This is a genomic window from Leptospiraceae bacterium, from assembly GCA_024233835.1.
GTDB lineage: Bacteria > Spirochaetota > Leptospiria > Leptospirales > Leptospiraceae > JACKPC01.
This window is the reverse complement of record JACKPC010000002.1, coordinates 869,001-883,927: the sequence shown is the minus strand read 5'-3', so window position 1 is coordinate 883,927 and position 14,927 is coordinate 869,001. Positions and strand designations below refer to the sequence as shown.

Sequence of the window (14,927 nt, the reverse complement as noted above, 5' to 3'; positions counted from 1 at the left end):
TTTACTCTTTTTTTCTCCATTTCTGTAGGACTTTCTGTATATCAATGATGTTTATGGGCTTGGAGATATAATCATCCATACCGACAGTAAAGCACTTTTCTTTATCTCCCTGCATAGCACTGGCGGTCATCGCAATAATCCTGGGAGGCGTCTGAAAATTAAACTCAGATCGTATAATAGCCGTTGTCTCATGACCGTTTAATACCGGCATTTGAACATCCATAAAAATAATATCATAATCCTGACGTTTTAAGGAATTTAAAGCTTCCATTCCATTGGCCACTATGTCTGCTGTGTATCCGAGTTTATGAAAGACTCTTTGGGCTATTTTTTGGTTTATCGGATTATCTTCGGCAATCAGGATTCGAAGAGGAATTTTTTTACCCAGTTCCGGATCAATGGTTCCTGATTTTTGAGGAGTTGCTATTTTTACTTTTGATTCCTGAATAAGGTTATTTAGATTAGATAAAAACTTATCTTTGAAAATGGGTTTACTCAGATGAAGCTGAAATTGTTTGTAAAGCTCAGGATTTTGGGTTTTCAAAGAAAGGATTTTAGATATTAATAAAATGGGAGTTTTTGCCTGTTTCAGGGATTTTTCTAGAATCTTGAGTTCTGAAATTTCGGAAAGATCCAGCACTATAATATTCGGACTTGAACGAGTATTTAGCTCATGAAGAAATTCTTCCACGTTTAGAAAGAGCCGGTATTCGATTTCAAATCCTGAAATGAATTCTCCCAACATTTTTAAAAAATTTTTATTATGACCGAAAAAGAAAATTCGTTTTTCCTTTAAAGCTGGATACGCTTCGGTTCTTTGGGGAATTTCTGTTTTTTTTACCCTGATGGTAAAGTAAAAAGTCGAACCAGAATCTATCTGACTTTCTACCCTGATTTCCCCCCCCATAAGTTCAGATAGTTTTTTACAGATAGCAAGTCCGAGACCCGTTCCACCATATTTTCTTGTAGTGGACGAATCTACCTGGGAGAAAGCTTCAAAAATTTTTTTCTGCTTGTCTTCCGGAATACCTACACCGGTATCAGAAACGGAAAATTCAAGTTGTAGGGAAGTTTCAGATTCATCAAGCAAAAGCACCTTAATCAAAATCTCACCCTTAGCGGTAAATTTCACTGCATTACCAATAAGGTTTACCAAAATTTGTCTCAGGCGGGTTAAATCACCCCGTACCCATTCCGGTACATCAGGGGATATGTGGTAAATAAGTTCCAGATTTTTATTATCTTTGCGAAGTGGAAATAAGCTAATCGCTTCTTCTATGCAGGTTCTAATTTGAAAAGGTTGAAGTTCTAAGTCCATTTTTCCCGATTCAATTTTAGAAAAATCTAATATATCATTGATGATAGTTAGAAGATTGTCACCACTGATGCGAATGATTTCAATATATTCTTTTTGTTCCGGGCTTAAATCGGTTTCGAAGAGTAAACTGGTCATTCCGATAATACCATTCATGGGTGTTCGGATTTCATGACTCATATTGGCTAAAAATTCACTCTTAGAAGAATTGGCGTTTTCCGCATCTTTTCGGGCTTTTTGTAGAGCTTTCTCGAATTTGGTTCTCTCGGTTACATCTAATAATAAACCAATCACAAAAGATAGTTTCTGTTGATTAAATACACTGGAATATCTGACTTCAAAGTGCTTATGTTTCAAATCAATTGTTCCGGTAAATTCTTCCCCGGTGAGAGCTCGTTTTGCATAGGAGAGAATGGTAGGATTATCCTTATATATTTCAAATATAGATTGGTTGAGAAGGAATTCAGGTTTAAGCTTTAGGGTTTTTAAACCTCGTCCATCTATAAATTGAAAAATTCCTTCTTTATTTAAAATAAAAATTATAATGGGTATAGAATGGAGGATTTTTTTCAGTTTAAATTCAGATTCCTGCATGATTTGCATACCGAATTGTAATTCAGTCATATCACGGATAACAATTTGGAATTCATTTACTTCTTTTGGAGTCTTAATCACAGGTGTAATACTCCATTCCTGCCAGATTAAATCTCCCTGAGGACTGGTTCTTCTGAAGAGTTTGCGGATGCTTCTTTTTGCTTCTTTAACAAATTCCAGATCACTCAATATTTCCATTCTTTCTTCTTTAAGAAAAAAGTGACTTAATTTTTTACCGAGAAAGTCCTCTTTAGAACCATTAAATTCCTCACAAAATGCGAGATTTACAAAACTCAGCCGGGTTTTCAGATCGCAGCGGCATATCATATCCATTTGTAAGTCTGCAATACTATTATCAGGCAAGTTTTCTGATTTTTTTTCTGGTTCCATTGAATTATTGTAGAGGTTCCTTATTTCTTGCTTTTTTAATCGGTTTTCTACTATAACTATACTATAAAAAGCTCATTATTAATAAAATAAGTTTTATTTGAATTTGGGGAAAAATCAAGATTTCTTTATTTGTAATAGAACTTTTACTAAGTTTATTCATCTCAGCAGTTTGGAAAATAATTTGACAGAAAGTGGTATAGATGAAATGTTTGCTTTATTGAAAACCGCTCGGGTGGTGGAATTGGTAGACACGCAAGCTTGAGGTGCTTGTGCCAATATAACTGGTGTGGGGGTTCAAGTCCCCCCTCGAGCATTATTAAATATCACTCTTGAATGCTTCCTTAAAAAGAACTTTCTTATCCTGGTTTAGCACTCTTAATTCAACTTCTCCTACTCTATAAAAAATAAGGTTAAGACTTTCATCTTTGTTGAAATCGGTCTGACTGAGTAATTCATCTATGTTTTTATTGACTATTTCCGGTTCTTCTTTGCTATTTTTATCTTCATCTGCTTTGGGTTCGATAATTTCCGGAACTTCTTCTCCTTCCGGTTTCTCTTTTTTCTTTGAGAATAAATTACTAAGAGAATCTGACATTTTTTCGAGTATGTTTTTTTCGTATTTTTTCTCTAAAGAAAGAGTTTCAAGTTCTACATTTAGCTTGCCGGTTTCAGGAGATTTTATACTTAAAAGCTCAAATCCGCTCTCGGTTTTTTTGGAAGAAGTATAGAAGAAAACATCAAAATAGTAGATTCCATCTTTTTCCTCATAGGCTTTAATTTTCGCATTTTCATCTATATTCTCAGTTTTTACAACTGTTCTTAATTTCCATTTTTTAGCACGAAGGTTTAAGGCTTTCGCTACTACAGGAAAAACTTGACCGTTGTAGGATTGATTTTCTGCCTCTCCCTTCTTCTTTACGGCTGGCTCTGTAACCAGTAAAAAAACTTTTTCCTTTGTTGAGCTTATTTTTCCCGGTTCCGGAATCTGGCTGATAACCTTATCCGCCTGGTGATTCGCATCTGCCGGTATATAGGTAATCCCTCCAATTTCGAGACTTACCGGTGGTCCTCCGGATGTAGAAACTACATTTTTTAAAATCGCTTTTGCATTGTCGAGGTGCTGGCCGACCAGTTTAGGAATGTTTATCTGATTCTCTGATATATTAACTTTTAAAAAAAGCTTACTTCCTACTTCAACGGGTTTACCCGGAGGAATAGACTGTGAAAGAATGGTTCCATGCATTTTGTCGGGATACCATTCATTTTCTAATTTGATTTTAAGTCTTAAGCGGCTTAATTCGTTATGAACCTCTAAATAAGACCGACCAATTAGTTTGGGCATGGTAATTTTATTGGAACCTTTTGTTCGGAAAAGAACGATTGTGAAGGCTGCAAAAAAGAAGACCAGTAAGCTGGCACTGATAAAAACAAAAGGACCTAAAAAAGGTTTCAATTTTTCAATAAAAGGTTTGGAACTCAAAGGGCTTTTTCTCCTGTCTGTGGTTTAAAACCATTGATAAAATCAAGGGTTTGCATGGGGTTCTTGTTTTCCGGTTGAATTTTAATCAAAGAAAGAAGATTTCCGTCTCCGCATGTAATGGCAAGTGTTTTTTTGTCCGGACAAAATAGTTCACCTGTTTTCAGACCTTCTGGCTTTTCCGAAAGAAGCATTGATTCATAAATATTGATTCTTTTATTGCGGAATAAAAAATAGCAGGTCTTTTCCGGAGCAAAGGCTCGGATTCGGTTATGAAGGCTTAACGCCGAGCCTGAAAAATCCAGCTTTCGGTCTTCCGGTTTAATTTTTTTGCAATGGCTGGCCTTTTCGTGATCCTGGGGTTTTGCTGGATACCTTCCATTTACCGGGTTTTTTAAAAGCTTTAGAATTGCTTCACTTCCTTTTTCTGTGATGCGCTTTAAAAGAGTTTCAGAATTGTCATTGTCCAATATGGGTATGACTTCTGAAGTAATTACATCTCCTGAGTCAACATCTCTGGCAAGATATTGAATGCTGTAACCGGTTTCTGTTTTGCCATCAAGAAGAGCGGCTTGAACCGGTGAGGCTCCTCTGTATTCAGGTAAGAGGCTTCCGTGTAGATTAATTGAACCACCGGAAGGATACTCAAAAATATCTTCCGGTAAGATGCCCCCAAAGGCAAAAACTACAAAGAGATCTGCCTGGTAGTTTTGAACTGCCTGAATGGCTTGCGGAAGTTTCATTGATGGAAATTGTAGAACAGGTAAGTTTGCCTTTAGGGCAACTTCTTTTACCGGTGAAGGAGAGGGGATTTTCTTTCTTCCTCTCGGTTTATCCGGATTGGTTACTACAAAAACGACTTCTATTCCTTCATCTAAGATTTTTTGCAGGAGATACGCAGAATGCTCCGGGGTTCCGAAATAAGCTATCTTCATATTTTACCAGAATTTCTATTTCCGAGAAATCTTCAAGTTTGTTACTTTCAAATTGAAAGTTATTTTTCTTTCTTTTCGTATAGTTCACTTATTGCTTGATTTATAACTGTATCTGTTTCTATATATACTTTTTCTTCTATTACCTTTCTTCCCATCAACATGCAATTCCTGTATTTGGCTGCACTTAAACTTTCTTTGCTCGGCCTCAAGTTTGTGAGTTTCTTTACTTTCTCTTCTAATTTACCTGCTTGCCCGGAAGTATTTAAGATATTTAATGTATTCTTATTATCTAATAAATTAATATCTTCACCGGGAATCTCACAAATTAACTCGTTAAGTCCATTTCCGATACTACAGGGAAATACCTGTTTGATCAGTTTATCTTCTTCTTTTCGAGAAGGTTCACCTTCACAGCCGGAACTTCCTTTTTTATCCGAACTGCTGCATCCTATAAAAATTAAAAAAGTTAAAATAAATAAAATTAGTTTTTTCATAAATACCTCGTTTTTATATTATTCTTTAAAAGCTTGAATTACTTCCTGATGTCCCAATCTAAGGGCAGTTTCGTAAGCTGTTTTTCCATACTCATCTTTTAGTGCAGGATTTGCTTTTTTCGATAATAAGAATTTTACAATATCCGCATGTTTGAAGGCTGCGGCTTCGTATAGAGCCGTTTTATTCTCAATATCTGTTGAATTTATATTCGCACCTGCTTCGAGTAAAATCTTTACGGCTTGTAAATGACCGTATTTAGCTGCTCCATGCAGAGGAGTTCTTCCGTCACTGTCTTTTACATTGATATCTGCTTTTTGATTAATGAGGAAGTTGAGTAAAGATATATTTCCTTTAATAGCCGCATAGTGTATGGGGTATACGCCTGTACTATCCTTTTCATTCACTTTGGCTCCTTTTTCTAACATGAGTTTTGCAATTTCTACATGATTCGTGAGATGAAGAGGAGTCGAACTGTCTTTATCTGATATATTTACCTTTGCACCTTTACTTAAAAGGAATGCAGCTATTTTTTCGCTTTTGACGAGAAAAATAGGGGTTTGACCTGAAAAGTCTTCAGCATTTACATCTGCCTTGTTTTCTATAAGAAGCTTCACCAGTGCTTCGTTATCTTTTTGTACGGCAACATGGAGTGGACTTAAGCTTTCCCTATCTTCTACTTGTATTTTAGATCCTGCTTTTATGAGAAGTTCCGCAATTTCTGTAGATTGATTACCGTCCAGTTTTTCGATCGCATAGAAAAGTGCTGTTTTTCCATCTTTATCCTGGAGATCCAAATCTGCTTTAGATTGAATCATAAGAGAGAGGGCGGGCTTATCTGCCCTTGCTGTCAGTGCGTGTATGCTTGAAACCCCGTCTCTATCCGTAGTATTGAGTTCTGCTTTTTTTTGAATCAGTAATTGTAGGGTTTCAGATAGTTTATTTGTAGGAGCTAATTCAGCAGCCAGTAATATAGGAGTTTTACCGTATAAGTCTTTTGCATTTAGATCGGCACCCTTATCGGATAAAAGTTGTAGAATTTTAGAATATCCTTTGGAAGCGGCTTCATGAGCAGGAGTTCTGTCGAAGATATCTTTTGCATGAATGTCTGCATTTTTTTCCAGGAAAAAATGAACTAACTTTTCATTTCCAGCTTTAGATGCGTAATGAAGTCCTGAACGGATATCCGGGTCTTTTGCGTTAATATCGGCCCCTTTTTTTAAAGCATTAACTATTCCGTCTATTCCCCCATTCTTTGAAGCCTGTAAAAGCTCTTCTGTTACGGATTGTGAATGAAGATTTTGAATACCCAGAAGAAGGACAGAAATACTGATCATTTTAGTGAGTGTCATAAGATGATTCTGTAGGACTTCAAAAGATTTCGACAAGTACAAAAAAATATAAAAATGAAAAAAGAACTTTCTCTATATGTTTATTTTCTTAGGATGATAAATATACGGAGGTATAAACGGTATGCTGAGAAAAATGTTTTTATTCCTGTTTTTTTTCGGTTTTTCTACTCTTTGGGCGAAAGACGTAGCTGTAATTTTATTTGCAAAAGGAAAGGTTTATGTAAACGAAACTCGGAGAGTTCGTATTGGAGATAAGATTTCGGATAGAGATATTCTTACAACTCAAATTCGTTCTTCCTGCGAATTACAGTTTTTAAACTCCGAATCTCCGGTTGTAGTGAGGTTAAAGGAAAATACCAGTTTTAAATTGAACGAGAACTCCGGTAAATACCGTGTGGAAGTCAAATCGGGAAGAGCAATGTTCAATGTGGATAAATTAAAAGCCGGTAGTTTAGAAGTGATTTCCCCAACCAGTGTTGCGGGTGTTCGGGGTACCAAATTTGAAGTGGAGGCACCGAGTAATGGAGATAATAAAATAGTGACTCTGGAAGGAGAGGTGAGTTCGAGGCTTCGAGTTCAAGAAATTGAAAATCCTGATACGAATCCAGCTTCTCAAGATCCGAAGCTAAAGGGTATAATTGATTCATTAGAAAGAAATAAAGTATCGGTAAAGAAGGGGGGCTATTTGGATGTATCCAAAAAGACAAGTCAGGAATATTATAAAGAAGAAGATGCGTCTTCATCCAGCCAAAAGGCCTTACAAGTAAATAAACTGGATGATCGTGTCTATATAAAGAAACACGAAATATATGATGAACTTATTCCTATAAACTTAAATTTTATAAAAGATTTAGAAAGGTTTCAATCGATCCTGACAGAAAGGAATAAAGAGAGAAAGCATCTCGGTCTGATTAATAGTCTGAAAAGAGAGTTAAGGGAGGAACGGGAAAAAAATAAGCAGGCAGAACAAAGATATGACAGGATAGAAAGTACCCTTGTGAAAGAAAGGACTGAAACCGGTAAAAAACTAGAACTATTGAATTCTGAAATAGATACCCTTAAAAGAAAAAGAGAAACAGTAAAAGCATCTGATGAAAATGGCAGAAAGATAAAAGATAGCCTACAGGAATTTTCTAAGAAATTAAAGAAATTAGAGAAGTCTTTAGAAGAAGTAAAGAAAAATATTGATAAGAATTAAATATGTTTCTTGAAATATGAAAAATCATAAGGAACGCCTAATTAACTCTTCTTAGCGTTCCTTAGCCAGGATTTATCGCCTGCAGATGGATGCCTGGCATTCCTTTATTGGAGAAAATATCTGCAAAAATTCCCCTTCCAGGTCCGTGTTCAGCTCGATAATTTCTAAGCTCCAACCCTTAATCCCGGATCCTATCGGAGTTTTTTCATGAAGACCGGAAAAGATAAATTTCATCCATCCGGTAAAGAGGTTGTAAATAATTTCTACCTGTAAGAAGTTGTAAGGAATATGACTACTTTCGGGCATAAAAATATCCTCGATACAGAACAGTTCAGCAAGGCGGATCTGGATTTCCTTATTAAAAAAACCGGTCAGATGAGGCGTTTACATGAGACTAAAAAAGCTTTTGGTATCCTTAATGGAAAACTCTTAGCTTCTCTTTTTTTTGAAGCTTCTACCCGCACACGTCTTTCTTTTGAAGCCGCTATGCATAGGCTGGGGGGCCGTGTTATTTCTACGGTGGGTTTTCAGTTTTCTTCCATTTCCAAGGGGGAAACTCTTTATGATACTATGAAAATGATAGAGGCCTACGCCGATATTGCTGTAATCCGCCATCCTATAGAAGGATCTTCCCGGATTGCCGCCGGTGCAGTAAATATGCCGGTCATTAATGCCGGTGATGGAGCCGGTCAGCATCCGACCCAGGCACTTCTGGATTTGTATACAATCATTAGTGAGAAAAATACTCTTGAGGGCCTGAGTGTTGGTTTTGTAGGAGATCTGAAATACGGAAGAACCATCCACTCTTTGATTAATCTACTCAGGAATTATAATATTTATCTGTACCTGATTTCACCCGAGGAGTTAAAGCTTCCTGAATCTTATCTGAAGGGGCTGGAAGGTTATCCGATTCGCTACGAAGAAACTTCGGATATAAAGGCTATTTGGGACTGCGATGTGATTTATGTGACCCGAATTCAGGAAGAACGCTTTTCTGACCACAAAGAATTCAGTAAACTGAAGCAAACCTATAAAATAAACAAAGAGCTCCTGCTGGCATCAAGAAAAGAAACAACTGTCCTGCATCCGCTTCCGAGGGTGGATGAATTATCTACTGATGTGGATGAGATGCCGGGAGCAGCTTATTTTCGGCAGGCTGAATACGGAGTTTATATGAGGATGGTCTTACTCTGTCTCTGTCTCGGAGTCGAAATTCCCGGAGAAGCATTTTGAATAAAATCTGGACACACAAAGAGGCATTAGAAAACTTTGAAGCAGGCATAACAGGAAGAAAATTAAAAGAAAGGGACGAACATGGCAAATATCAATGAAAATTTCCTAAAATTAAAAGCCGGGTATTTATTCCCGGAAATCAACCGAAGGGTGAAACGCTTTACAGATAAGCATCCGGATAAAAAAATTATCCGTCTCGGAATCGGAGACGTGACTCTTCCCCTTCCCAGAACTGTTGTAAAAGCTCTAGTTGAAGCATCGGAAGAAATGGGAACAACCGAAGGTTTTCATGGTTACGGCCCGGAGCAGGGCTATAGCTTTTTAATTCAAGAAATTATTAAAAATGATTTTAACAGCCTTGGCGTAAAACTGGAAGAGGACGAGGTTTTTGTTTCAGATGGTTCTAAATGTGATACAGGAAACATCCAGGAACTTTTTCCTGTAAATGCGAAAGTTGCTATTACAGACCCGGTTTATCCGGTTTATGTCGATACAAATGTAATGGCGGGTAGGGGAGGAGAACCTTTACCGGATGGACGCTATTCCAATTTAGTTTATATGCCCTGCACAAGGGAGAATAACTTTGAACCGGAATTTCCCAAGGAAAAAGTCGACCTGATTTATTTATGTTATCCCAATAACCCGACCGGAACTACCATAAGCCGTGACAGACTGGCTGAATGGGTGGAATATGCAAGACAGCATAAATCTATTATTTTATATGATGCAGCTTATGAAGCCTTTATCCAGGATGATACTCTACCTCATTCTATTTTTGAAATCGATGGAGCCAAGGAAGTTGCCATTGAATTCCGTTCTTTTTCCAAATCCGCAGGTTTTACAGGCACCCGTTGTGCCTACACAGTTATTCCCAAGCTTTTGATGGGCTACACCAGCAATGGCCAGAGAACGAGCATTAATTCCCTCTGGAATCGAAGACATACGACTAAATTTAACGGAGTACCGTATATAATACAGAAAGCAGCAGCTTCCTGCTATACCCTGACCGGAAAAGGGGAAATTCGCAGGAATATCGAATATTATATGGAAAATGCATCTATTATTCGCCAGGGTATGGAGGATATTGGTTTTGAGGTGTACGGAGGCTTGAATGCTCCTTATATCTGGTTAAAAACACCTAATAAAACTACATCCTGGGAATTTTTTGATAGAGTTTTAGAATCAGCAAATGTTGTGGGAACACCGGGTTCCGGCTTCGGACCTTCTGGAGAGGGTTATTTCCGTCTTTCTGCTTTCGGAAAAAGAGAGCAGGTTGAGGAAGCTGTTGAGAGATTCAAACAGGCCAAATTCTAAGTTTTTCCTAAGCCCTCGTTTTTTTCTGTTGAGCAAGCGAGCCTCCGATGGCTCGCGAAAAAGAAAAGGGAACAAATCCCATTTGAAAGGACAGGTCTATGGAATTAATTCCCTGTAATAACTGTAATCATCATGAGTTTTCTCCTCTTTTTCGTAAAAAAAGTTCACAGGGAGAAGAATTTACTGTAGTTAAGTGTAAATCTTGTGGCTTAGTGCAGGTAAACCCTCAGCCCTCAGAAGAAGAGGTTGCAAAATACTATTCTAATGAATATTTTACAAAAAGAACCGACAGGGGTTATGACAACTATTATTCGGAGAAGATAAAGAACGAGATTAGCCGTGTTTTTAACTTAAATCTAAAAGACCTGAAGTTCTTTGAATGGGAAGAAAGCCTTGCTATTAAAACCAGTCTGGATATTGGTTGTGCTGCTGGATATTTTGTTGATTTCATGAAAGACAGGGGCTGGAAAGCAAAAGGTATAGACATAGCTGAAGCACCTGTGGCATTTGCCAGAGAAAAACTTGGACTGGAAGTTTATCGAGCGGATTTTTTGGATTGGGATTTACAGACTGAAGAAAAATTTGACCTGATTACTCTCTGGGCTTCTATTGAGCATTTACATAAGCCAAAGGAAACCTTACAAAAGATTTATCGGCATTTAAAACCGGGAGGGAGGATGATACTTTCTACCTGTAGATATGGTTTTTTGGCTTTTTTTCAGGGAGTTAATTGGAGGTTTATGAATGTTCCGGAACATTTGTACTATTATTCTCTCGAAGGCCTTATTTCTCAATGTCGAACTATTGGTTTTAAAAAAAATGCCTGGATAAGCTATGGAAGCGGTCTTACTACGAATAAGGAAGCAGGTCTTCTGTATCAGTTTTTTAAAACAGTTGCCGATAATCTGGTTAAAGTAACAGGTCAGGGAGATATGATAGCAGTATCTTTCCTGAAAGATGAATAGGTTTTGTTGTTTTTTCGATGTATTCTAATTTTTATTTTATCCTTTTCCCTTTTTGCAGAAGAAGAGCTTCTTCGGGGAGAATGGATGAAAGCTATCCAAAAAAAAGAAAAGAGGCTTTATTCTCTTACATTGAACCATGCAGATTCTCTAAAGGCTTATACCCGTCTTAACGATCCTTACGGTAGGGAAATTCTCGTAAGCCGACAGGGAAAAATTCAGTATCTTTTTAGCTCTTCTTCTTACAAACGACTTTTTCCGGAAGATACACATTATCCTTTTTTTTGGGAGGAAGCGGAAGGATTATATGGGAAAAAAGAATTTGGAAAATCTCTACTGCTCCTTAAGGGTTTAAAACTCTGTAACCTTTTGAAACAGACTCCTGTGTCAAACCGGGATGTGCAAAAAAAAATAAATGAGATTGAAGGACTTGGCATAGGCGAATTAGGTTATGAGTCAGAACCTTATGGTTGTATTCAGAATAAAAAAAATAAGAGAAGGCTGCATCTTGAGAGTAAAATCTGGAGATATAGTTTTGAGCTTCCTGCTACATTGGAGTATCTTTTTCCCGAGAAAAAAAACGTATTTACTCATAAAGAATATTTTTATTCTTATTCCCGTTTTCGTCTACTACCGGAAAGGAAAGAGAATTTGAAGCCGGATTTTTATTCTGAATATAAGCGTTTAACAGAAGGAGAAGATTTGAAAGCAGGCCTGTATGTAAGTATAGGAAATTTTCGTTCTCTTTCTTCTTACCGTCTAAATATGAAATCCCTAAAGAGATTCTGGGATAGAAAAAGAGGTATAAGTCAGTCATTGAAAAATCGCTTGTTTAGGGAGACTGTAGTCGCTCAAAATGAGTTTCTTTATTCCTATTCAGTAAGAGGAAATGATGGGAAGGTAGAATCTTTTTATACCCATGAGTTTTATTTTTTGACAGGACAAAACGGGCTTGTTGTGTTTCTGAATTATCCGGAAAATCTCAGGGAAAAGGCGAAAGAGATAGAAGAATCTATAAAGAATTCAATAAAAATGAAATAATCTTTATTTTTCATACTTGTATTGATTGACAATTATTAAAAGGTTATACATTCTCTTTTTAGAGGTGATAATGAGTGCAATTTTTCCAATTTCCTTTTCTAAACTTCCAAAAAGGCTTATATTAATAGGCTTTTTGTTTGTAATGATTCCGCTTATCAGCTACCTGGCTACTGCCAGAGAAATTGAGAAGCCTATCTATGATTATAAGTCTATTTTTACAAGTTTGGCTCCACCCACAAGCATTATACACAAACGTTTTCCTATTAGTCAGAAGTTTTATGTAGTTGAAGTTGGAATTCGTTATTATAAAATCATGTTGAACCTGATGGCCTTTGTGATTGGAGTTGGTCTTTTGGGGGTAAAGCGCTGGGCATATTTTTTGTTTTTGACTTTTAATTTTATCCTCATCATTGACAGTATTTACAGGGTTTTTAATACGGGTTTAAGTCCGAGGATTGTTTATAATCTTCTCCTTACTTTATTTTATTTCATCATTTTACAATATTTTTTAAGTAAAGATATATCTACTCCCTATCTTACACTTGTGCCGAGAAGTTTTCGCCGTAAGTGGAGGATTGAAATTCCGGTTAAAGGGACTCTCATTACGATTCCCGGTGAGAAGTATCCTTTTACGACTATCGACATTAGTCCGGGTGGCTGTCTTGCTAAGATTGATGGAAATATAGAGCTCGGACAGGAATGTAAATTAGTATTAGAACTGGATGAAAACTGGGTGGTCGAAGCTGTGCCGGTTAGAAGAGAAGGCGATTTACTGGGTCTTCAGTTCAGTTATTCAAATAGCCAATATGGAAGCCAGAAGAAACTCAGTGAATATTTACAGGGAAAACTTCTTCCTAGATATTATAAAAAGATTTTTGCAGATGTATATCAGAATAATAAGAAGATAGATGGGTATATTCTGAACATTTCGGAAGGAGGATTTTTCTTTGTTTCTGATTCCGCTTCCGTACAAAAGGGAGAAAAAGTTCAATTTAATTTCTCTATGATGGGAATTTCTTTTTCCGGAGATGCTTTTGTCAGTTGGATTAATACGGAAAAAAAATACGATAAACCCGTTGGTTTTGGAGTTTCCTTTGAAAATTTAAAACGAGAGTCTATTTATAACTTTCTGCTTCTGGTCCACAGACTCTTTTATAAGCAGGACGAAAGAGAAAGATAATCTTTAATGGCTTACCCCTTCGATAGCAGATGTTTCATATCGAAGGGCGGCATACTAAGAAATAAAACGAGATGGAACATATTGTATTAGAAAAAGATGGAAAGCTTGGCTGGATAATTTTTAACCGTCCGGAAAAACGAAACGCACTAAATTTGCTTATGTGGCAATCTATTCCCAAATTAATCGAAGAATTGAATCGGGATGAAGAGATTCGGGTTATTTTATTTCGGGGAGCCGGTGAGGAAGCCTTTATTGCCGGAGCAGATATTTCGGAGTTTAAAGAACTTCGCAATAATCTCGAAACAGCTGAGTTTTATAATGAAGCAACGCAGGTGGCCTTTCGTTCTATACGTAATTCTTATAAACCGGTAATTTCTATGATTCATGGATTTTGTATTGGGGGGGGGTGTGCGATTGCATTAAATTCTGATCTCAGGATATCAGCAGATAATTCCAGTTTTGCCTTGCCTCCAGCCAAATTAGGTTTGGCCTATGGTTATGAAAATGTTCAGCAGGTTATCAATGTCGTAGGTGCTTCTTATGCAAGAGAAATGTTGTATACTGCCAAGCTTTATAATGCTCTTGAAGCAAAGAATATGGGGCTTGTTCATCAGGTTGTGCCTGTATTGGAATTGGTAGAATTTACAAAAAAGTATGCGATGAAGATAGCAGAAAATGCACCTTTGAGTGTTCATGCTGTGAAGGTAGCTATAAACGAGCATATAAAGGCACCGGAGGACAGGCATTTTGAAAAAATTATGGAAGCAATGAATGCCTGCTATGATAGTGAGGATTACAGGGAAGGTTATACAGCTTTTTTAGAAAAACGTAAACCGGTATTTAAGGGGAAGTGAATTTATTATTTCCACTGAAGATATGGTGATTTCATCAGGTTTGCATTATAATATTTTTTTTCAGATGTAACTTCCTTTTCAATCCAATCGGGGAGTTCAAAGCTTTCCGATTCAGTTTCCAACTCAATTTCTGCTATTATCAAGCCTTTATTCTCATCTTCGAATACATCTATTTCCCAGGTATGCTTTGCTACCTGTAAAGTATAACGCTTTTTTTTGATGTATTTACCTTTGCAGAGTTGCTGGATCATATCTTTCGCATCATTCATAGGAATTGCATACTCAAATTCTAAGCGACTTAAGCCGGGGGAGTTTGACTTGATAGTAAGGAAGGCTTTTTCTGCCATAATCCGTATTCTGATAACAGCAGCTCCTTCGGAAGAAATGTAGCCCTGCTGAATTTCTTTTCCCTCTGAAAGTTCGGGGAGTTTATCTATTTTCACTAAGAATTTGCGTTCGATCTCTAATCCCATAATGATGGATTATTTTGAATTTGATTATTCTGCAAGGAAATTTATATTGAGGTTTATTTTGAAGTAGAAAAATTTGTTTATGTCTCGTATTTAAAAATCTTATTTTTTTCTAATGTG

Annotated in this window: 14 protein-coding genes and 1 tRNA gene; 8 read left to right on the top strand and 7 right to left on the bottom strand. The window is 36.9% G+C overall.

The window, feature by feature from the left end; genetic code table 11:
• Position 1 precedes the first annotated feature (1 nt).
• Positions 2–2,299, bottom strand: coding sequence for a response regulator (locus H7A25_13165; protein MCP5500850.1), 2,298 nt, complete (start codon positions 2,297–2,299; stop codon positions 2–4).
• A gap of 226 nt (positions 2,300–2,525) precedes the next feature.
• Here H7A25_13165 and H7A25_13160 point away from each other — a divergent pair.
• Positions 2,526–2,612 (top strand) — tRNA-Leu (locus tag H7A25_13160).
• Between the two features lie 3 nt (positions 2,613–2,615).
• Here the strand turns inward: H7A25_13160 and H7A25_13155 are convergent.
• The 4 genes from H7A25_13155 to H7A25_13140 are packed head-to-tail and all read right to left on the bottom strand — an operon-like array spanning position 2,616 to position 6,555.
• Entirely contained in the window at positions 2,616–3,779 is a 1,164-nt protein-coding gene (locus H7A25_13155; GenBank protein ID MCP5500849.1) for a PASTA domain-containing protein, read from the bottom strand.
• Positions 3,776–4,711 (bottom strand): methionyl-tRNA formyltransferase, encoded by a 936-nt coding sequence (locus H7A25_13150; GenBank protein MCP5500848.1) that lies wholly within the window; start codon positions 4,709–4,711, stop codon positions 3,776–3,778. The genes H7A25_13155 and H7A25_13150 overlap by 4 nt, the downstream gene beginning before the upstream one ends.
• 59 nt (positions 4,712–4,770) lie before the next feature.
• On the bottom strand, positions 4,771–5,205 hold the full coding sequence (locus H7A25_13145) for a hypothetical protein (protein MCP5500847.1): 435 nt from the start codon (positions 5,203–5,205) through the stop codon (positions 4,771–4,773).
• A gap of 18 nt (positions 5,206–5,223) precedes the next feature.
• The gene (locus tag H7A25_13140; GenBank protein MCP5500846.1) at positions 5,224–6,555 is read right to left on the bottom strand and encodes an ankyrin repeat domain-containing protein; all 1,332 of its coding nucleotides are present in this window, start codon (positions 6,553–6,555) and stop codon (positions 5,224–5,226) included.
• Positions 6,556–6,676: 121 nt separating this feature from the next.
• Here H7A25_13140 and H7A25_13135 point away from each other — a divergent pair, with 121 nt between their 5' ends.
• A complete protein-coding gene (locus H7A25_13135; protein MCP5500845.1) occupies positions 6,677–7,753 on the top strand; it encodes a FecR domain-containing protein in 1,077 nt (358 codons plus the stop codon).
• A gap of 72 nt (positions 7,754–7,825) precedes the next feature.
• On the opposite strand, the gene H7A25_13130 is transcribed toward H7A25_13135, so the two are convergent.
• Positions 7,826–8,059 (bottom strand): hypothetical protein, encoded by a 234-nt coding sequence (locus H7A25_13130; GenBank protein MCP5500844.1) that lies wholly within the window; start codon positions 8,057–8,059, stop codon positions 7,826–7,828.
• Here H7A25_13130 and pyrB point away from each other — a divergent pair.
• From pyrB to H7A25_13100, 6 genes are all read left to right on the top strand, one after another.
• Positions 8,042–8,986: an aspartate carbamoyltransferase gene (gene pyrB, locus H7A25_13125; GenBank protein ID MCP5500843.1), complete on the top strand. Its 945-nt coding sequence runs from the start codon at positions 8,042–8,044 to the stop codon at positions 8,984–8,986. The two genes, H7A25_13130 and pyrB, sit on opposite strands and share 18 nt — an antisense overlap.
• An 81-nt stretch (positions 8,987–9,067) precedes the next feature.
• Positions 9,068–10,300, top strand: coding sequence for an LL-diaminopimelate aminotransferase (locus H7A25_13120; GenBank protein ID MCP5500842.1), 1,233 nt, complete (start codon positions 9,068–9,070; stop codon positions 10,298–10,300).
• A gap of 98 nt (positions 10,301–10,398) precedes the next feature.
• Complete coding sequence (locus tag H7A25_13115) at positions 10,399–11,265, top strand: class I SAM-dependent methyltransferase (GenBank protein MCP5500841.1); 867 nt, start codon at positions 10,399–10,401, stop codon at positions 11,263–11,265.
• 84 nt (positions 11,266–11,349) lie between these two features.
• The gene (locus tag H7A25_13110; protein MCP5500840.1) at positions 11,350–12,303 is read left to right on the top strand and encodes a hypothetical protein; all 954 of its coding nucleotides are present in this window, start codon (positions 11,350–11,352) and stop codon (positions 12,301–12,303) included.
• 70 nt (positions 12,304–12,373) lie between these two features.
• Complete coding sequence (locus H7A25_13105) at positions 12,374–13,483, top strand: PilZ domain-containing protein (protein MCP5500839.1); 1,110 nt, start codon at positions 12,374–12,376, stop codon at positions 13,481–13,483.
• A 71-nt stretch (positions 13,484–13,554) separates the two neighbouring features.
• Entirely contained in the window at positions 13,555–14,337 is a 783-nt protein-coding gene (locus tag H7A25_13100) for an enoyl-CoA hydratase/isomerase family protein (GenBank protein MCP5500838.1), read from the top strand.
• 5 nt (positions 14,338–14,342) lie between these two features.
• On the opposite strand, the gene H7A25_13095 is transcribed toward H7A25_13100, so the two are convergent.
• Complete coding sequence (locus H7A25_13095) at positions 14,343–14,810, bottom strand: CYTH domain-containing protein (GenBank protein ID MCP5500837.1); 468 nt, start codon at positions 14,808–14,810, stop codon at positions 14,343–14,345.
• Between the last annotated feature and the right edge of the window lie 117 nt (positions 14,811–14,927).